This window comes from Nocardia sp. NPDC058176 (assembly GCF_042883805.1).
Taxonomy (GTDB): Bacteria; Actinomycetota; Actinomycetes; order Mycobacteriales; family Mycobacteriaceae; genus Nocardia.
Genome location: NZ_JBHVVA010000003.1, coordinates 600,369 through 620,977 on the forward strand (window position 1 = coordinate 600,369; position 20,609 = coordinate 620,977).

Sequence of the window (20,609 nt, forward strand, 5' to 3'; positions counted from 1 at the left end):
GCGCGACTGATCAGTAGGCTCGCCACAACGCCTTAGACCCGCTGTAACACCTGAGTGTGCTTCGCGATCAACGCGGGAGGAGAATTCTTCTCGGTGACGGCGCAGGGTGATTCGGGGTTGGAGATGACGGCTGACTGGCAGTTCGAAGTGCCGACGGCGGGGCACAGATACCTCCCGCCGGATGCCCGGTACATGGAGGCGCTGACCAGCCAGGGATACGGATTCGAGGCGGCGGTCGCCGATCTGGTGGACAACTCCATCGATGCGGGCGCGCACGACGTCGTCATCCACTTCCTCCGCGACGGTGACGACCTGCTCAGTCTGCTCATCATCGACGATGGATGCGGCATGGCCGAGGACGATCTCGACGTCGCGATGACCGTCGGTGGCCGTCGTGACTACGCCCCCGAGTCCCTCGGAATGTTCGGAACCGGCCTGAAATCCGCCTCGTTGAGTGAGGCTTCGGCCCTGACGGTGGTCAGCCGCACACGCAAGTCGCGTCCCGCAGGCCGCCGTTGGGCGATGGAGCGCGCTCGCGCGGACTTCCGTTGCGACATCGTCGAACCCCGCTATGCCCAGTCCCTGATCGATCGCTACCACGGCTGCCCGATCACCTGGCAGGGCACCGTGATTCGTTGGGACGGTGTCAAGGACTTCCCTCGAAATGTCGGCGCCGCCCAGACCGGGCGCTATCTGGACCGCACGATCGCCAGGCTCGGACTGCACCTCGGTGTGCAGTTACATCGGTTCCTGACCCGTGATGACTTCAACATCACCATCGCTGTCGAGGACATCCGCACCGGAGACATCTACGCCAACTTCGGTGTCGTGGCCTTGAATCCTTTCGGTTACCCCGTGGCGGGCCATCCCGAGTATCCCCGCGCCTTCAGCGTCGATCTGCCCGGCCTCGGTCGGGTTCAGCTGACCGCCCACGTCTGGCCTGCCAAGTCTTCGTTGAGCGAATACAAGTCGTTCGGCAGTGTCCTGGATCGCCAGGGCTTCTACTTCTATCGCAACGGCCGCGTCGTCCAGGCCGGCGGCTGGAACAACGTCCGCCAGCCCGAGCAGCACCTGGCGCTCGCCCGGGTCGAGGTCGATCTGCCTGTCGAGGTGAGCGACATCTTCCGGCTCACGGTGAAGAAGGAGGGTGTCGACGTTTCTCCGGAGTTCGCGGAGGCGGTCGAGAAGGCGGTTGACGACAACGGACACACCTTCGCCGAGTTCCTTGCCGATGCGCAGCAGATCTATCGTGAAGCCCGCCGTCGCGCGGGCGCGACTCGCAAGCCGGTGATCCCCGCGGGCCGTGGTTTCGCGCAGGCCCTGCGGGAGACCATCGATGACGAGTTGCCTGTCTTTCCTGGTGAGGAACCGATCGCCATCGAGTGGCGCAAACTTGCCGACGACGTGTTCTTCGACATCGACCGCGACAACCGAACCATCGGCTTGAACCGGCGTTATCGCACGGCGCTCAACGGCGGTCATCGCGGCACGGTCGACGATGCCCCGATGGTGAAGGCGCTCATGTATTTCCTGCTGCACGAGGTGTTCGGCAAGGAGTTCAACGGACCGCGGACGAAGGACAATCTGCAGCTGTGGCAGTCGGTTCTGCTGTCGGCGGCGCGCGCCGAGCTCGATCAGGCCGACGCGTGAATCCAGGGCCTGCGGATCTGCGTCTGCGTCTGCATCAGCACGTACTCGGTGAGATGGCGGGCACCCGACCACGGAACCTGCTGTCTTCCATGCGCTATCAGGCCGAGGACTTCACCGAGGCGATGCCGTTCGCCACCGAGGAAGACTTCCGCGAGGCACTGCTGTTCGTGTCCGACAACCTGGCCCTGGTGGAGACGTGGCGGACCCAGCTCTATCAGTGGGACTTCGAGGCGGCGCCGACGTGGTCCGACACCGAGCCCCGGACACCCGAGCGGCGCGCACACATCTGCCTGCGTCTGGGTGTGGACCTGGCCACCGCCAAGCTGCTCGAAGCCAACGCACCCATCCCCACCTTGCCGAAACCGGTGGTCATCGGTACCCGTTTCGAGCCCTGGTATCACGCTCGGCCCATCAGATTCTCCCGACACGGACGCGAAGGCTACTGGAACAACTACCGCTTGCTGCTCGCCCGTAAGCAGTGGTCGCCAGAAGCGGTCGCCGATCTCGATGCCGCTACTGACGCCGTGGTCGAACGCCTCGCGGATCCGACCGCTCGGACCGCCTATCAGTCCAAGGGTCTGGTTGTCGGCTACGTCCAGTCGGGCAAGACCGCGAACTTCACCGGGGTTGTGGCCAAGGCAGTCGATGCTGGATACCGGCTTGTCATCGTCTTGTCCGGCACACTGAACCTGCTCCGCGCCCAGACCCAGCGCCGTCTCGACATGGAACTGGTCGGCCGCGAGAACATCGTGCGTGGTGCCGCTGAACACGAATCCGACTACCACGACGACCCAGCGTGGATCGGTGGCCACTTCCTCGGCTTCGGTGATCTTCCCTCTGTGCAGGGCTGGTTCGACATCCACCGCCTCACGACGCGCGACAACGACTACCGCAGCCTGCAGCAGGGGATCTACGCGCTCGAATTCGAGAAACGCGAACCTGCCCTACCGCTCTACGACCCGGTCAATCTGCACCGCGCCGCCGCCCGCCTCATGGTCGTCAAAAAGAACAAGACCGTCCTGACCAGGCTCGTCAAAGACCTCGGCAAGATCAAGACGCCGCTGTCGGAAATCCCCGTCCTGATCATCGACGACGAGTCCGACGAGGCCTCGGTCAACACCACACGCCCCAAACCCGATACCGAGCGCACCGCGATCAACCAGTCGATCGCCGACCTGCTGACCATGCTCCCGCGCGCCCAGTACCTCGGCTACACCGCCACCCCGTACGCCAACGTCTTCATCGACCCCTCCGACACCACTGACATCTTCCCCAAGGATTTCCTGCTCTCGCTGGAACGCCCGGCCGGCTACATGGGCGCCACGGACTTCCACGACATCGATTCCGCTGTCCCGGAATCCGAACGTACCTACGCGAATTCGAACGAGAAGGCCCACGTCCGCGACGTGGTCGTGGCCGACGAGGACGACACCGAGGCCCTCGTCCGGGCCGTCGACATGTTCGTCCTGGCCGCGGCGATGAAGGTCTACCGTGAGGAGCGCGGCCTCGGCGACGGCTATTTCACCCATCACACGATGCTCATCCACGAGTCCAGTTTCGTGGCCGACCACCGGGAACTGCTGGCACGAGTCACCGACGTCTGGTGGAACGCCGACTATTCCGGGGCCTCGGGTCACGTGCGATTGCGCGACCTTTTCGACTCCGACGTGGCCCTGGTCAGCGCAGCGCGCGCGGACGGGCATGCCGTCCCGCCGGATTTCGAGACGCTCCGGCCATACGTCAGCCCAGCCGTCATCCGTATCGGCGGCGACCAGCGCCCGATCATCGTCGTCAACGGCGACAAGGCGCTGGAGACCGGCGAGGCCGACTTCGACAAGCGCCCGATCTGGAAGATCCTCATCGGCGGTCAGAAGCTGTCCCGTGGCTTCACCATCGAGGGCCTCACCGTCTCGTATTTCCGGCGTCGCGCCGGAAATATGTCCGCGCTCATGCAGATGGGTCGCTGGTTCGGTTTCCGCCGCGGCTACCGCGACCTGGTGCGTCTCTACATCGGCCGCGAGGAAGCCGGTCCGGGCCGCAAGACCTTCGACCTCTACCAGATGTTCGAGGCCATCTGCCAGGACGAGGACGCGTTCCGCCAGGAACTGCGGCAGTACGCCACGATGGTCGACGGCGAACCACAGGTGACCCCCGCCCAGGTCCCGCCCCTGGTGTCCCAGCACCTGCCCTTGTTGCCGCCGACCAGCAAGAACAAGATGTACAACGCGCGCCTGGTGGAGGTACGTTCGCCCGGGCGGTGGCGCGAGCCCACCGCCTACCCGACGATCGCGGCCGACCTGCGCCACAATGTGGGCGCCTGGCTGCCGATCATCGACGAGCTCTCCACTGTGCCCGCCGATTTCGCGTACCACTTTCCCGACGGTGCTGCCAGTCATGCGATGACCGCGCACCACGCCGTCATCCCGGCCGACCGGCTACTCGAGGTGCTGGAAACGGTGCGCTGGCGCGCGGAACGCCAGTTCGCGCCCGATCTGGAGTACCTGCGCTCGATTACCGCGGACGGCGACGTCCTCGACTGGGTCGTCCTGTGCCCACAACCCAACCGCAGTGCCGCCGTGCTCCCGCTCGGTCACCACACCCTGCCGCGCTGGGACCGCGGCCGCCGCCGTGACCCCCTGTTCGGCGCCATCAGCTACAACTGGCACCGCACCATCGCCCGCCGCATCGCCGACGCCCTCCCCGATTCCGGTGACCCGCTCACCGAGTCCTTCCGTGCCGAACGGCGCGGCGCCCTCCTCCTGCACTCCGTGGTCGAACCCACCCACCTGGCCGACTTCGCTCCCGACGGCGCCATCGACCCGGGCAAACTTGTCCTCACCTTCGGCTTCGTCGCTCCCTCGACCGCGCTCGGCCGAGACTCCCGCGCCGTCCGCTTCGAAACCACGGATTCGTCCACCGAGAACGCCATCGTCGAGGCGGAAAGGGACAGCTGAGCATTCGGCTGTCACAGGTGGCCCGCACGCCCAGCGCTATCCTGGATCTCCGAGTCGGGCGGGTGAAAGGGACATCGATGGCTGGCGTGGGGCGGCGGCTGGCATCCGTGGAACTCTGCGCGGGCGCAGGCGGGATGGCGTTGGGGTTGGAGCAGGCAGGCTTCGATCCGGCAGCGCTCGTCGACAGTCGGGACGTTGCCTGCGAGACTCTTCGGACGAACCGCCCGCAGTGGCCGGTGGTGCACCGAGACATCCTGCGGATGAATCCCAGTGTCGACCTGTTCCTCGACGGTTCGATCGACCTGCTCTCGGCGGGACTGCCGCGGGTGCGGTCGGCCGCAACTGCCTCGCGCACCCGAGGTGACGGCGGGGAACTGGCGCTGCTCGACACCACTGGCCACTGGATCTGGCAGCTACGACCACGCGCGGTGATCCTGGAGAACGTTCCGGCTCTGGTGTCCCGGTCCGAATATGCCGAGAGCCGGTCCTACCTGGAGAAGTACCTGGAGGATGTCGGGTACGAATTCGGTTGGCGCGTGGTGAATGCCTGCGATTTCGGGGTGCCACAGCACCGTGAACTCGGGATCCTCGTCGCATTCCGTGACGGCGGGTTGGCCGAGTTCGATGCCGCGTTGGGCACCGTGGAGCCGTCATCGAGCCTGTCGGTGGGTTCCGTCCTGCGGGCATCGATGGGCGCGCGGGGTTGGCTACAGGCAGGCGAATGGGCTTGCTACGCGGACCGGATCGCACCGACGATCGTCGGTGGCTCATGGGACAGAGGCGGTGCCGATCTGGGACCCGCCGGATCGCAACGGGCGTGGGCGAGATTGGGTGTCGAGGGAAAGTCGCTGGCCGATCGGCCACCCGCCTTGGATTTCGACTGGGATCCGGCGTCGGACGATCGCCGGGTCCGTCTCACGGTCGACCAGGTTGCCGAGCTCCAAGGCTTTCCCGGCAGTTGGCGGATCTGTGGTCGTAAGACTGCGCGATACCGTCAGATCGGCAATGCGACTCCTCCGCCGGTCGCCCGTATACTCGGATCAGCTGTTCGAACTGTTTTGTCCTGCTGAATAGAGCAGATCGGGAGTGCCCGATAGGCTTCGATGTCATGCCAGCTGATTGCCGTACCAACCCCAGAGAACATGCCGATACCATCGACTTGTTCGCTGGTCCCGGCGGGTTGGATGTTGCGGCGCGATGGCTCGGACTCGACGCGTACGGCCTGGAATGGGACGACGACGCACTGTGTACTCGCGCGGCGGCAGGATTCAATGCCGAGCGACACGATGTGCGCGACCTCGGCCCCGAGGATTTCCCGGCGGCGACCACACTGACCGGTGGTCCGCCGTGTCAAACCTTCACCGTCGCAGGAAACGGTACCGGCCGTCGGGCATTGAACACGGTCCTGGGGTTCATCGAGGCCATGGCTGCCGGGCTGCCGGTCCAGAACGAACTGGCAGCGCTGAACGACGAGCGGACGGGCCTTGTCCTGGAGCCCCTTCGTTGGGCGCTGCGGGCGCACGAGCTCGGCCGACCGTTCGAAACGATCGTGCTGGAGCAGGTTCCTGCGGTCCTACCGGTGTGGAAGGCCATCGGTCGAGTTCTGCGCGACGATCTCGACTACCACGTGGCGGCCGAGGTGCTGCACACCGAGATGTACGGGGTACCGCAGACTCGACGTCGGGCGGTACTCATCGCTTCCCGGACCGGACCGCGGACCATGCCTGGCGCGACGCACCGCATCTATCGCAAGTCCGGCTTGCGGCCGCAAGACGACAGGGATCTGCCGAACTGGAAGACCATGGGGCAGGCACTGCCGGGGCGACCACACCGTTTCGAGGTCATCTCGAACTACGGCACCGGCGGCAACCCGAGAATCCGGGGCGTGCGATCCTCGGACCAGCCGTCGGCGACCGTCACGGGCAAGATCTCTCGGAACAAGGTTGTCAGCAACGGGAACACCGATCGCTTCGAAGAGTGGGAAGCCGGGCGCCTGCAGAGCTTTCCGGTGGATTTTCCGTGGCGAGGCGGTGCGGTGGCCCAGCAGATCGGCAACGCCGTCCCACCGATCTTCGGACTTCATATTCTGTCGGCAGCGCTCGGCTGCCAGGTCACCCGTGCGCAGGCGGACAAGGTGTTCGAGTTGCGTTGGGATGAGGTGTGCGGCGCCGCGACAGGCAATGTGCCCGCAGTTCTGACCGAGATCCGTGAACGCGTCCGTGTGGCGCCATCGGGGATGGCGAAGGCCTACTCCTGAACTCCGCGTCTGTGCTGGTGGGACCGTCGCGACCGATGATGTATGCAATTTGTGCTCAGTGATAGCTGCGACATGTCGGCAGCAGCGCCTATCGTTACCCGTAACGAGGGGGCGTCAAACCTCCCTTCGTCGAACAGGTGTGGTGATAGTGGGAGAGCTGTGAACGATTACGACTGGGACATGGTGCGCATCGCATATTCCGCGGGGCCGCTCCGGGCGGCCTGCGGACTGCTGATACAGCCTGCTCATCGAGTCGGTCATTCACGACGGGCCGTGGTTCCCGTGGCAACCGGAAACGAAGAGTGAATATGACATCGACCGAACTCGACGTTGTTGCCAAGGTCGAGGAGCTGACCCAGTTGGCGCTGCGTACCTATCAGGTCAATCCGGCTCGGATCGAGGAGGATGCGAACGGCGAGCGACGCATTCACCAGGGTGGATACGGCGACCGACAGATCTTCGAGCTCGTTCAGAACGCCGCGGACGAGCTACAGGCTCCGGAGTTCGCCGGTGGGCGAATCGATGTTGTGCTCACCACCGACTACCTCTACTGCGCAAACGAGGGCTCGCCGATCACCACGACGGGTGTCGACACGATTCTGCGGATGGGAGTGTCGAAGAAGCGCGGAGGACAGATCGGCCGGTTCGGCGTCGGCGTCAAGTCCGTCCTCTCGGTGACGCGGACGCCGCAGTTCTTCAGTACAACCGGATCGTTCGGTTTCGACGCAGACTGGGCCGCGCAGGAGATTCTCCGTGCGGTCAACGATGCACGCCGAGCAGAGGGACTCGCTGCAGTCGACAACGTCGGTGAGGTTCCCGTACTGCGCCTTGCCCGCAGACTGGACTCGACCGCGGAACGTCGGCACGACCGAGTCCTCGATGAACTGCTGTCCTGGGCGACGACCGTCGTTCGTCTGCCGCTCGAGCCCGGCGCTGCGGCGAAGCTCTCGTATGACATCCATACTCGGCGTACCGGAGAAATCGGTGCGCCCCGCGAGTTTCCACATCTGTTCCAGCTCTTCTCGCCGCATGTCGGAAAGCTGTCGCTCGATGACCGTGCCAGCATGCCTATCACCCGCCGAGATCTCAGCGTCGACCACAGCGGCAGCAGGCGCAGTATTCACCAGCAGCGCAGTGGTGCCCACTCGACCTCGGAGAGCTTTCGTGTCTTCTCCACTCCGCACCAGGTCAGCGACGAATCTCGGGGTCGGGCAGGCGAATTGCACGACCGTGTCACGATCGATGTGTCCTGGGCGGTTCCCGAGTACACCCGGTCGCCCGAGACGGGGTTTCTGCTGGTCCCCAACGACCGCGGGGTCTTCTGGTCGTTCTTCCCGACCAAATATCCGACCACGCTGAGCGGCGCGCTGAACTCGGCGTGGAAAACGAACGAGGACAGGCAGAACTTGCTGGACAGCAGTGAGCTCAACTCCGAGCTGCTGCGTGTCGCCGCCCGACTCGTCGTAGGCTCGCTCGAAGAGCTGTCGCCCGCGGACGACCCGGGTGCCTTCCTCCCGTTGCTTCCCGGTCGGCCGAAGGAATCACCGAACTGGGCCTGCCGATACCTGACCGAGCAGGTCTGGCGGTTGATGGCGACGAATCCATCCCTCCCGGATCAGGACGGCACCTTGCGGTTGCCGTCCGAGCTGCGGATCCATCCCGAGGCGCCGGTGACCGTGACGGCGCTGAAGATGTGGGCGTCCTATCCGGGGCGGCCGCGCAACTGGGTACACCACTCCGTCGAGGGACCGAACTCGCGTCGGGGCAAGGTCTCTCACGTCATTCAGGAGTCTGATCACGACGGTCCCGCTGCGCCGCGCGCATGGGTCGAGGCATTGGTCGAGGACCGAACCGTTCAAGCGTCTGCCGCGGCGATTCGGCTGCTTGTGCATCTGCTACGCAGTGAGTTCACCGGACCGAGGCACGCTGAGGCGGCAGCAGAACTCCGACGATCGAGAGTGCTGCTGGCCGAAGACGGGAGATTCGTTGCGCCCATCGTGGGCACAGTGTTTCGCCGCACGAGTGATGACGGCCTACGCGACGACATGGTCTATGTGCATTCGGACCTGGCGAACGACCAGACCATCGCATCCCTCTTGAACGAACTGGGTGTGCGGGAGGCCGACACCGAGGGGCGGTTCCACAGTGTCCTCGATCAGGGGTTCGCCGGGTACGAAGACGCCGATTGGATGCGGTTCTGGGAACTGCTCAACAGCTGTGGCGGCGCGGCGCAGGCCCAAGAGATCCGCAATCGAGTCGATGATGTGTCAATCGTCCTGCACGCGCGAAACATGGAGGGCCGATTCGTCCCGATCAAGAGCCTCGTCCTCCCAGGGATCATCGTGCCACCGGACGGTTCGCGCGATGCAGCGCTGACAGTGGACATGAGTTTCCACGCCAACGATCGCTCGATACTGCGCGAGTTCGGGGTCCCCGATCGCCCCGAGTCCGGACATCATCCGGACTCGGACGGGTGGTTCGAGGGGTACCGGGAAGCGATGTACGAACAGTACTGTGCGAGTCTGCCGCCGACGGCTCCCAAGGTGCAGTCGCGAACCCTGCAATTCCACGGTGGGCCGAGCGCCGGTCCATTGCACTTGTTCAAGCGGCTGTCGAAGGAGGGACGAGCCGCGTTCCTGGAACGGGTATCCGAGTCCGACATCGTGGAGACGTGGACGCGCCAGATCGGAAAGCAGACCAACTCCCGAGCCCAGGTGATTTCGCCGGTTCGGTGGCTGTTCACCGAGGAGGGTTTCGTCCGAACCTCGCAAGGACTGGTCGAAGTACGCAAAGCTCTGGGCCCGGGCCTGGGGGATTACGCCGCGGTACTTCCTGTCGCCGAGATCAGCGAGGCGAAAGCGCTGAAACTGCGGATGCCGAATACGGTCGAGGAAGTGCCGCCCGCGCTATGGACGAGTCTCCTCGAAGCCGTGCGCACGAGCGAGGACGCGGCCTTCGTCGGGCGCAACTACGCGCTGCTGATGCGCGTGGCATACGACCTCGTGTCCGCGGAGTCCGGCGTACGTTGCCAGGTCGGCGACGTGTGGGCGAACCTCCCGGACGGCGATATCGCCGTTGCGACCACGCGGGCCGAGTATCGGGATCTGGTGGAAGAAGGTCATCCGGCCCTGCTGGTCGACCGCTACGAAGACGCCGAACAGGCGGAAGCGATGATCGCATCGTGGGGCATGCGACGGGTCTCCGATGTGATCGAACGTCGGATACGGTTTGCACCGTCCGGCGCAGCCGTTGCTCTCATCGATGAATACCCGCTGTTGAGACAACGATTCGGGGCACGGGTTCGAGGTGTCCAGTTGCAGCGATGCGCGGAACTCGAGCAGGTCACCCGGACCCCGAACGGTGCTCGATCGGTCCCTCTGCAGTCGGCTCGTGAAGAGTCCACAGTGCTCGTTCCTGCAGATATCGACGGCCTGGAGGTCCTCGTCCTCGCCGATGCCGAACTCGACCTCGGGCTCGGGCCGGACGGTTGCCGAAAGGTCATCGCAGAGCAGGAGAAACGGGCAGCGGACGAGGCGACAGTCCGACGCCTCGACGCAATCAAGAAGGCACCGACAATGGCCGCGAAACTGGCCTTGATGCTCACCACCGACCAACTTCTCGCGAACCTGCCCTCCGGCCTGGTCGGCGCGGACGAACGGAACGATCTGGATCGGTTGGCCCAATTGGCGTTGTATACGTTCGATGATCTGGTGCTGAAGACTTATGCGAAACAGATCGCGTGGGTGCCGGGTTGCCCGGCGTCGTTCAATGGGGGTGAACGGGCGCGACAGTTCGTCGACGGCTTGGGGATTCCCCTCGATTTCGCGGGGTCACAGCAGCCGAGACTCGATCCGCGAGAGGCGGTCGACGGGCCGAAGGACTTCCCCGCACTGCACCCCTACCAGGAGATCGTCGCTGATCGACTGCTCCAGATGCTCTGTTCCGAAACGCCTCGTCGCGGCATGCTGAGCCTTCCGACCGGTGCGGGTAAAACTCGTGTGGCGGCGGAAGGAGTGATTCGGTGGGTGCGGGAATCCGGAGTGCCGACGGGCCCGATCCTGTGGATTGCCCAAACGGAGGAGCTGTGTGAGCAAGCCGTCCAGTCGTGGCGGTTCGTCTGGGAGAAGGTCGGCCCCGACCGCCCTCTCGTCATCGACAGATTCTGGAGCTCCAATTCCTCCACCGCGGTGCGTGATCGAACACATCTCGTTGTTGCCACCGATGCGAAACTGGCTCAGTACCTGCCCGACGACGACGACTACGCGTGGTTGCGCAATGCCGCCTTGGTCCTCGTCGACGAAGCACACGGTGCCGGCTCACCCCGGTACACCGAAATACTCCGATGGATGGGCTTGACCCATGCCATGACCTCGCGACACCTGGTCGGCCTGTCGGCCACGCCCTTCCGCAACGACGAGGAACGAACCAGGCTGTTGGCCCAGCGGTTCGGTGACTTCCGCCTCGATCGGGGGGTCTTCGGAGACCACAACCCGATCGAGGCACTGCAGAAGTTACGCATTCTCGCCAAGGTAGAACATCGCGAACTCGTCGGGGCCGACATCGAGTTGGACGCGGGCGAGCTCCAGGCGATGAACCAGGTCGGTAACTTCGCGGCAGCAGGCGTGCTGCCCAAGAGCGCCGAGCGCAAACTGGCCGACCACGAAGGCCGAAATGATGCGTTGGTTCGAGCGATCACCGATCTCCCCGCTGACTGGCCGATACTCGTCTTCGCGACCTCCGTCGATCACGCGAAGATTCTGGCCGCACGACTGCAGGGCAGAGGTATCCGCTCGGTAGCGATCGATGCGATGACCGCTCCTGCCGATCGCCGACGAAGGGTTGAGGAGTTCCGGGCGGGGCGTATTCGAGTGATCACCAACTACGGTGTGCTCTCTCAAGGCTTCGACGCGCCCGCCACTCGCGCGGTGGTGATCGCGCGGCCGGTTTACAGCGCGAACCTGTATCAGCAGATGATCGGCCGGGGCCTTCGCGGTATCGCCAACGGCGGTGAGGCCGAGTGCCTGATCCTCGATGTCCGGGACAACATCTCGAACTTCGATGCGAAGCTGGCCTTCACCGAGTTCGAATACCTGTGGAGGTAGGCGCTGTGAACTCGGATTCGATTCGGCCTCCCTTCGAGCTCACCGCCGCACAACAGGCGATCGTCGAGCTCGACTGGAGTGCACGGGCCCTGGTGACCGCGGGCGCAGGCGCAGGTAAGACAACAATGCTGACCTACCGCCTGGAGCGCCTGACCAGTGCGAAGAGCGCCAACGGAGATGAGCCGCTGGAGGCAGCCGAAATTCTGGCGCTGAGTTTCTCCCGAGCGGCCGTGCGCGCGTTGCGCGATCGGATCGATCGGGTCGCTGAATCTGCTCGCCGCGTCCGGGCGTACACCTTCGACGGATGGGCCCGATCGGTACTCCACGAGTACGAGCCTGACCGGGATCTGACCGGCTTGTCCTTCGATGACATCATCGTGGCCGCGACCGAATCGATCCGCGCGGGCATCTTCGACGACGGGCCGGACGGTCCGGTGATCGAGCCGCCAAGTCACCTCGTCATCGACGAGGTACAGGACCTCGTCGGTGTGCGCAGATCGATGGTCGAAGCCTTGTTGGCGGCGACGCGAGATTGTGCCGGGTTCACCGTGGTCGGTGATGCTGCCCAGTCCATCTACGGCTTTCAGATCGAGGATCTCGACGAAAGAGCTGCTGAGGCGAATCGGTTCTTCGGTTGGTTGCGCGCGGAGTTTGTGGACGATCTCGTCGAGCGGCGATTGGACGAGAACTTCCGTGCCCGGTCCGACGAGGCGAAGATCGCGCTCGGGTACGGCCCGCGGCTGCAATCGATTCCGGCCGATCGCGCAGAGGCCGATCTGGCAGCGAGCGCGATCCAGCGAGAACTGTGTGCGGCGTTGTCGAATCTGCCGAGCTTCGGTGCCCTGGTCGGTAAGGGGCGTGACGAATTCGCTCTCGCGTCGCTACGAGACGCCGAAGGGTCGACGGCCGTCCTGTGTACTACGAACGGCCAGGTCCTCCAGCTGTCGGCAAGCTTCTGTCGAGAAGGCATCGCGCACACGATTCAGCGATCACCGAAGTCGCGGCCTGCTCCCAGCTGGATGGTGCGTCTGTTCCAAGCGGTCGATGGCGGTCCGACGATATCGGAGCATCGATTCCACCGTGCTGTCGAAGGTCTGGTCGACGAGCCCTGCAAAGTATGGAGATCGTTGCGTATGGTCGCGAGTGGCCGGGCGCCAAGCGTGGTGGACCTCGAACGCCTGCATCGGGTGATTGCCGAGCAGCGGGTGCCCGATGACCTCGTGGACTCCCAGGCGCGCGGGGTGTTGCTCTCGACAGTACACCGGGCCAAGGGCCTCGAGTTCGATCGTGTTCTCGTCCTCGACGAGGACGAGGACGACCGGCGCGACGCGGATGTTCCCGGACAAGCCCGACGTCTCTACGTCGCGCTGACCAGGGCGCGTGAAGACAACTATCGGTTGGAGCCTTTCCGCTCGTGGGTGTTCTCTGGGAATCGACGTAACCCACGCTTCAACCGTTGGCACACGTTCGACAGGTACAACAAGTCGGCTGGGCTCGAATTCGGCGATGTGGATGTTGCTCGTGAGCGTCCGGCACAGATGTCCGACACTTCGGCCGTCAGTATCCAGGAATACCTCGCAGTGACGGTACAACCCGGTGATCTGGTCCGGTTGGTGTCTGAGCCACCAATCTTTCCGGAAGACGACGTACCGCCGAGCTACGGCATCTGGCACGGTGGCATTCGTATCGGTGAGGCCTCCGAGCAATTCCTCGAAGACCTGGCGCGGTCGCGACGGAAGTATCCGAAACAGCAGGTACGTCGGTGGCCTGATGCCATCGAATGGGTGCATATCGACTGTGTGGAAACGGTCGGTGGCTCGACCGCGGAAACAGCCCGTGCCGGCCTCGGATCGTACGGAGTCTGGCTGGCGCCGCGCCTGTGCGGGCTGGGTACATACGTGTGGGCGAAGGCAGACCAAGAATCGCGAGATCCGGGGAAGGAGTGAAGACAGCGATGTTCGACGACCACTATGTAATTCGCGGCGAGTTGCGGGAGGCGCTGCGCCGAGATCTGCTCGGGCCGCGAGGCGGCGTGGCCGAGACCTTGCAGGAAGACGCACCGGTTACCGCCTATCTGACCGGCGTGCTCTTTCCACTCGGCATCACCGTCACCGAAGGCGCCGAGGTCGTGGTCCCGGAGCCCGACATCGTGAAACGTGACAGTATCGAACAGGGCACCGAGGCAGGGGTGGCACTGGCCAACACCCGTCAGCCATCGTCTATGGGCTTGACATTCGCCGTCGACCCTGTCGTCGCGCCCACCGTGTACGTATCAGTCGAAATCGCGCGGTATCTGCCACAGGATTCCGCAGGCAACGCCATCGATCCGAAACGCGGACAGGCACGTTCGGTAGAGCAGCAGGACGAGCGTTGGCACCGTGAGCAGATCAGCTGTGCTGATGTGCCGATCGACGTCCGCCGCGCAGGCCCGATCGTCACGGTCCAACTCGCCGACGGGCTACAACTGCGGACTCGAGTCCGCAAGCCAGGCGCCGATGGTTCCGTCAGTGTCACGACGACCCTCGTCAACGCCCACCGGGTGGGCGACCATGACATCAAAGATGCGTACTGCTTTTTCCAGCCGATGATCACTGTGCACGGGCCCACAGGCACCCGACCGTTCGTGGAGCGGGTTCCCCATCGCGAATTCCACGATGAGGAACTCCGGCTGAGCCGCCTTCTGCACAGACACGCTCCCTCTTTCGCAGTCGGTCACGGTTGTTCCGCCGTCTGGGACTGGACTCCGCCGCCGATTCGTGCCGAAGCCCGCCAAGAACGGGCGGCCGTGGCCGAAGTACGGTCGGACTTCATCCCGAGTTACGACGTCCTGCTTACCGATTCGAATCCCGAGATCGACGACCGATCACTCGGTATGCTCGGATTGGCCACCCGCGAGCGGGTACAGGTCATTGCCGATCTGCACGCTCTACTCGACGGCTACGAACAGTGGATCGACGATCGGCGCCGCGAGCTCGCCGCGGTGGCCGACCCCGAGATGCGCACCGCAGGCTTCGAACAGCTCGAACTGTGCACGACTGCGTTGGCTCGCATGCGGGACGGAGTATCGGTGCTGGCTCGCCCCGACGATGATCAGATCTTCGACGCGTTCCGCGCCGCCAACCGCGCGATGGCCATGCAGCGTGCGCGGACCGTGTGGGTAAAGAACGGGCGCACCGGCGAGGTCGATCTCGCTATCGGGAAATGGCGCCCGTTCCAGATCACCTTCATGTTGTTGAGCTTGCGCGGCATCGTCGATCCGGGCCATCCGGACCGGGACATCGCGGATCTGTTGTGGTTCCCGACCGGCGGTGGAAAAACTGAGGCCTACCTCGGGCTGATCGCATTCAGCACCTTCCTTCGCCGAATGCGGCACGGCGACGCGGGCTCGGGCGTCACCGTGATCATGCGCTACACGCTGCGGTTGCTCACGCTGCAGCAGTTCGAACGTGCGACAACCCTCATCTGCGCGATGGAATTGCTTCGGGCGCAGAACACGGCACTCGGCGGGGATCCGATCTCCATCGGTATGTGGGTCGGACAATCGGCCACCCCAAATCTGCTGAAGGTCGCCGCGCAGAAGCTGGACGAATTGCGGAGCAGCCCGGGAACCCCTTTGCGGAAGAACAACCCGGTGCAATTGCGCTCGTGCCCGTGGTGTGGCGAACCACTGGATGCGCGGAACTATACGGTCGACGAAGACGGCTGCCGAATGTATGTGCACTGCCCGTCCCCACACTGTGATTTCCATGGGGACACCGGGCTGCCCGTGCATCTCGTCGATCAAGCGGTCTACGACGCCCACCCCACGCTGATCATCTCGACAGTCGACAAGTTCGCAGCCTTACCGTGGAACCCGGACACGCTCAATCTGTTCAATCGGGATCGGCAGTCGGCCTTGCCCCCGGACCTCATCGTCCAGGACGAGCTGCACCTCATCTCGGGGCCGTTGGGGACGCTCACGGGGCTCTACGAGACTGCCATCGATATTCTGGCGAGCAAGCCGAAGGTGATCGCCTCGACGGCGACGATCCGTCGGGCCTCCGGTCAGGTCGCTGCCCTGTTCGATCGACACGTTGCGCAGTTCCCGCCTGCCGGCCTGGATTCTCGTGATTCGTGGTTCGCTGTGGAGTCTCCGCGCGAGGTGAAAGCCAGCCGTCGGTATGTCGGTCTGTTCTCGGCACATGGAAGTCAGGCAACTCTGCTGGTTCGGACGTATGCCGCAATACTGTTTCGCGCATTCCAGGCTCGTGGAGTCGTAGACGACCAGACACTTGACGCATACTGGACGCTGGTCGGCTACTTCAACAGCCTTCGCCTGCTGTCGGCGGCCGAGCTACAGGTGTACGGCGATGTCGCCGAGCGGATCAAAGCCCTTGCCGAAGGTGCAGGCGAATCGAACGATCGGGCCGTCGGTACCGAGGTGCTCGAACTGAGCAGTCGGGCCGATGCCACGAAGATCAGCGAGTATCTCAAAGCCCTGGAGCGGGCCCTGCCGGAAGACACTGTAGTGGACGTATTGCTCGCCACGAACATGATCTCCGTGGGCGTCGACATCGACCGGCTCGGACTCATGGCAGTGATGGGGCAACCACAGACAACGGCTGAATACATCCAGGCAACCAGCCGGGTCGGACGCAGGTATCCAGGATTGGTCGCCATCATGTTGAACTCTGCCCGTTCGCGGGACAGGTCGCACTACGAGTCGTTTCAGACTTTCCACTCCGCGCTGTACCGCGAAGTCGAATCGACCAGTGTCACACCGTTCTCTGCTCGCTCCCGCGACCGTGCGCTGCATGCGGTGATCGTTGCGTTGACGAGGCTGATGGTGCCCGGTGCGCGGGACGACACCTCGGCGGCCGACGTGGCCGATTTCGTCGACAACATCAGGCAAACCGTCGTCCCCGCAATCATCGACCGGGTGGAAGTGGTATCGCCCGAGGAGAAGGCGGCAACCGAGCGCGCGTGTGCGGAATTCCTCGATTGGTGGTGCGATCAAGCCGAAATGTTCCCGAATCTGCGCTACAGAGCGAAGAAGGGCAGCCCCGCATTGTTGGTCAGTATCGGTGACGAGTCCGAAGGCGATGAATACGACGAGGAAGACGGCTGGCCGACGCCGTGGAGCCTACGTGATGTCGATGCCGAGGCCACACTGTTCCTGAAGGCAGGCGGTGGTCGACGATGACGCCGCCGACACGACGGAAACGGACCGGCGGTACCACAGGTGGCGTCCTGCGAAAGCTGGGACAGGCCAGGCGCTCCCAACTGGTGACCACATACGGCGTCGGTGCGATGATCGCCGTCGAGAACGAGTCGTTCATTGTCGCCGCCCACGATTCGTGGGGTGCTCATGACGCGCCGAAGATCTTCGAACGCCGGCTCGCCCAGCTGTTGGGCGTAGACCACTTCCGGCTGCCACCGGCGAAGGATCCGGACGAAGCGCACGACGGGGTTCGTGTGCATCGCTTCCCGGAATACTATTCGTGTTCGAAGTGTGAGCAACTCCTCCGATTCAGAAAGTTCAACTCCCCGCCCAACGAAGCCGTGTGCCTCGATTGCGGCAAAGAGAAGTTGGTACCGTCTCGTTTCGTCGTGGTCTGCGACAACGGACACATCGACGACTTTCCGTACTGGGAATGGGTACATCGCGGAGCCGACCGTGAACGAGGCGCTGGCAGCTGCGCCTTGAGCATGCGCACGGTCGGCGCGAGTGCCTCGCTACGCGCGATCCGCATTCGATGCAGCTGTGGTGTGCCCGAGGTGTCGATGGAGGGTGCGTTCAGCAAGCGCGCACTTCAGCAGATCGGGTACCAGTGCAGCGGATCGCGCCCATGGCTCAGCGGCGGCAGCACTGAAGGATGCGATGAAGAACCGAAGACAATGCAGCGCGGCTCATCTTCGGTATGGCATCCGATAGTGCAGAGTGCCCTGTCGATTCCGCCGTGGGGCGAAGGCGTCCATGCACTTGTGGAGAAGCATCGGCTACTCGGAAAAGAAGCTGAGTACGTTCGTATCTATCTCGCCGACCGTTCTGGTGTCCTCGACCAGGTTGGCGCGACCATCGACGACGTTCTCGAGGTGATCGCAGCTGCAGACGAGGCCGATTCGTCGGTGAGCGAGGACCTCCCGGTTGTCCAGCGCACCAGCGCGCTGCGCAAACAGGAGTACGAGCGGCTTATTCGGGGAAATCCCGAGAAGCACTCAGCCGATTGGCAACCGTTCGTGTGTGAGCAGCCGCGGGGTGATTCGTCCGTACTTGCCCCGCTGCACCTCGAACAGCCGATGTTGGTGAAACGCCTTCGCGAAGTGCGTGCTCTGGCCGCGTTCGTTCGTGGTGAACTGCCTTCCGAAGCCGACGCGGAAAACCGCCGCTGTGATCTGCGGGACCAGTCCACCGAGTGGCTCCCCGCGATCGAAGTCACCGGTGAAGGGGTGTTCGTTCGGCTGTCCGAATCGCGGCTGCAGGAGTGGGAAAGCCAGCAGGCTGTCCTCGCACGGGCCGAGTCGATCCGCAAGCATCACCGAACGGTCCTGCAAGCACGGGCGAGGAAGTCGTCCAGGTCCGGGCCAGTTCCAGAGTCACATGTCACCGCGCGACAGTTGTTGCTCCATACTCTTGCCCACGCGTTGATCATCGAATGGAGTCTCGACTGCGGGTACTCCGCATCAGCGCTGCGCGAACGGATCTATACCGATCGGGACATGGCGGGCATTCTCATCTTCACCGCCACCACCGACTCCGCAGGCAGTCTTGGTGGATTGGTCGCCCAGGGTGAGCCCGAGAAGCTCGAACTGTCGGTGCGATCAGCGTTGTCGAGGGCGCACTGGTGCTCGAACGACCCCTTGTGCATGGAGTCTGATGCTAGCGGCGTTGAGAGCTTGAATTTGGCGGCATGTCATGCGTGTGTGCTGTTGCCTGAGACAAGCTGTGAATCGATGAACAGCTATTTGGATCGCGGTCTGTTGGTAGGAGAACCCGAATCCGGTGTACCGGGGTACTTCAATCTCGACGAATAGCTGGCGAAGATGGGTCAGTCGGGGTGTGGTCGATGGTGTAGTTCTTGGCCCAGCGGTAGTCGGGTTTGCCGCTGGGGGAGCGGGAGATGGTGGGGGCGATCCAGATTTGTTTGGGGATTTTGTAGCCGGCGAGGTGGGGGCGTAGGTGGGTGTGGAGGGTGGGGAGGTCGAGGGTGTGGTGGGGGGTGAGGGAGATGATGGCGGCCACCTGTTGGCCCCAGCGGTCGTGGGGGACGGCGATGACGACGGCGTCGTAGATCGCGGGGTGGGATTTGACGACGGCTTCGACCTCTTCGGGGAAGACCTTTTCGCCGCCGGTGTTGATGACCATGTTGCCGCGGCCGATGAGGGTGATGGTGCCGTCGGATTCGGCGCGGGCGCGGTCGTCGGTGACGACGATGCGGGCGCCGTCGACGGATTTGAACAGGCGGGCGCTGCGGTCGGGGTCCTTGTAGTAGCCGAGGGGGACGGCGCCGGTTTTGGCCAGCCAGCCCTCTTCGCCGGGGGCGACGGGGTGGCCGTTCTCGTCGACGACCACCGCGCCGCGGCCGGTTTGGACTCGTGGTCCGCGGGCCGGGTCGTCGTCCTTCTGGGCGAAACCGATACCGCCGAAACCGGTTTCGGAGGAGCCGATCGAGTCCGAGACCATCGAGGTCGGGAACTTCTCCAGCAGGGCGTTCTTCACCGGTTGGGACAGCAGGGCGGCTCCCGAGGCGATGACGAGGAGGGAGGAGGCGTCGACGGGGTCGGCGTCGAAGGCGTCCATGAGCGGGCGGGCCATGGCGTCGCCGGTGATGACCATGATGTGCGGATGGTGGGTGGCGACGGCCTGCCATATCGCGGCTGGGTCGAAGCGTGGTTCGAACAGGACGGTGTTGCCTGACCACAGGGCGTTGAAGGTGGGCATCATCGCGGCGGCGTGGATCAGCGGGGGGAGGACGAACCAGATGCTGGGCACGCCCTGCGCGCCGGTCGCGGACTGCTGGTATTCGTCGCGCACCGGTTCACCGCTGTAGAAGTCGATGCCGCCGCCGAGGACGCGCCACATGTCCTCCTGGCGCCACATGACGCCCTTGGGCATACCGGTGGTGCCGCCGGTGTACATCATGAACAGGTCGTCGGCGGTACGGGTGACCTTGGGGCGGAACGGCTTTCCCGCCGCGACGAACTGGTCATAGCGCAGCGCGCCCGTGTCCGGGGCGCCGAGGTAGCGGTCGTCGTCGACGCAGATCGATTGGTGCACGGTGGGTGCGAGCGCGAGGCCGGCGCGCACGTTCTCCTCGTAACAGGCGTGGTACAGCAGCACTTCGAGATCGGCGTTGCCGTAGACGTAGGCCAGCTCGGTCGGGCCGTACCGGTAGTTGATGTTGATCGGGACCGCGGCCAGCTTGAAGCAGGCGATCAGCGTCTCCATGGTCTCGATGCTGTTGTGCAGCTGGAAGCCGACGTGCGTACCGTGGCCGACACCGACTCCGGCCAGCGCATCGGCGAGCCGGTTGGCGCGAATGTCCAGTTCCCGGAACGTCATTCGACGATCGCGCTGCAGGAGCGCGATCCGGTCGGGCATCGCGTCGACGGCGTGTTCGAACAGGTCGGCGAAGTTGTTGGCCATGTCAATCCATCTCTCGACGC

9 protein-coding genes are annotated in these 20,609 nt (G+C 64.1%); 8 read left to right on the forward strand and 1 reads right to left on the reverse strand.

The features are described from left to right. Window positions 1-93: 93 nt before the first annotated feature. The 8 genes from ACFVVM_RS20740 to drmB all read left to right on the forward strand — a co-directional run bounded on the left by ACFVVM_RS20740 (window position 94) and on the right by drmB (window position 18,977). A complete protein-coding gene (locus tag ACFVVM_RS20740) occupies window positions 94-1,650 on the forward strand; it encodes an ATP-binding protein (RefSeq protein ID WP_387620553.1) in 1,557 nt (518 codons plus the stop codon). Continuing rightward, entirely contained in the window at window positions 1,647-4,604 is a 2,958-nt protein-coding gene (locus ACFVVM_RS20745) for a Z1 domain-containing protein (protein ID WP_387620556.1), read from the forward strand. Before ACFVVM_RS20740 ends, ACFVVM_RS20745 begins: the two co-directional genes overlap by 4 nt. Before the next feature lie 77 nt (window positions 4,605-4,681). Further along, a complete protein-coding gene (locus tag ACFVVM_RS20750; protein WP_387620559.1) occupies window positions 4,682-5,674 on the forward strand; it encodes a DNA cytosine methyltransferase in 993 nt (330 codons plus the stop codon). A 38-nt stretch (window positions 5,675-5,712) separates the two neighbouring features. After that, entirely contained in the window at window positions 5,713-6,861 is a 1,149-nt protein-coding gene (locus ACFVVM_RS20755; protein ID WP_387620562.1) for a DNA cytosine methyltransferase, read from the forward strand. A gap of 308 nt (window positions 6,862-7,169) precedes the next feature. Then, entirely contained in the window at window positions 7,170-11,963 is a 4,794-nt protein-coding gene (locus tag ACFVVM_RS20760; RefSeq protein WP_387620565.1) for a DEAD/DEAH box helicase, read from the forward strand. A 5-nt stretch (window positions 11,964-11,968) separates the two neighbouring features. After that, window positions 11,969-13,909 carry a UvrD-helicase domain-containing protein gene (locus tag ACFVVM_RS20765; RefSeq protein WP_387620568.1) on the forward strand — a complete coding sequence of 647 codons (1,941 nt, stop codon included), beginning with the start codon at window positions 11,969-11,971 and terminating at the stop codon, window positions 13,907-13,909. Between the two features lie 8 nt (window positions 13,910-13,917). Continuing rightward, window positions 13,918-17,145 (forward strand): helicase-related protein, encoded by a 3,228-nt coding sequence (locus ACFVVM_RS20770; protein WP_387620571.1) that lies wholly within the window; start codon window positions 13,918-13,920, stop codon window positions 17,143-17,145. After that, the gene (gene drmB / locus ACFVVM_RS20775; RefSeq protein WP_387620574.1) at window positions 17,142-18,977 is read left to right on the forward strand and encodes a DrmB family protein; all 1,836 of its coding nucleotides are present in this window, start codon (window positions 17,142-17,144) and stop codon (window positions 18,975-18,977) included. Before ACFVVM_RS20770 ends, drmB begins: the two co-directional genes overlap by 4 nt. Here the strand turns inward: drmB and ACFVVM_RS20780 are convergent. Continuing rightward, window positions 18,961-20,589, reverse strand: coding sequence for an acyl-CoA synthetase (locus ACFVVM_RS20780; RefSeq protein WP_387620577.1), 1,629 nt, complete (start codon window positions 20,587-20,589; stop codon window positions 18,961-18,963). The two genes, drmB and ACFVVM_RS20780, sit on opposite strands and share 17 nt — an antisense overlap. Between the last annotated feature and the right edge of the window lie 20 nt (window positions 20,590-20,609).

Coding starts and splice junctions, on each gene's coding strand:
- ACFVVM_RS20750 (WP_387620559.1), top strand. CDS start 4,682: ATGGCTGGCGTGGGGCGGCGGCTGGCATCCGTGGAACTCTGCGCGGGC.
- ACFVVM_RS20755 (WP_387620562.1), top strand. CDS start 5,713: ATGCCAGCTGATTGCCGTACCAACCCCAGAGAACATGCCGATACCATC.
- ACFVVM_RS20760 (WP_387620565.1), top strand. CDS start 7,170: ATGACATCGACCGAACTCGACGTTGTTGCCAAGGTCGAGGAGCTGACC.
- ACFVVM_RS20770 (WP_387620571.1), top strand. CDS start 13,918: ATGTTCGACGACCACTATGTAATTCGCGGCGAGTTGCGGGAGGCGCTG.
- drmB (WP_387620574.1), top strand. CDS start 17,142: ATGACGCCGCCGACACGACGGAAACGGACCGGCGGTACCACAGGTGGC.
- ACFVVM_RS20780 (WP_387620577.1), bottom strand. CDS start 20,589: ATGGCCAACAACTTCGCCGACCTGTTCGAACACGCCGTCGACGCGATG.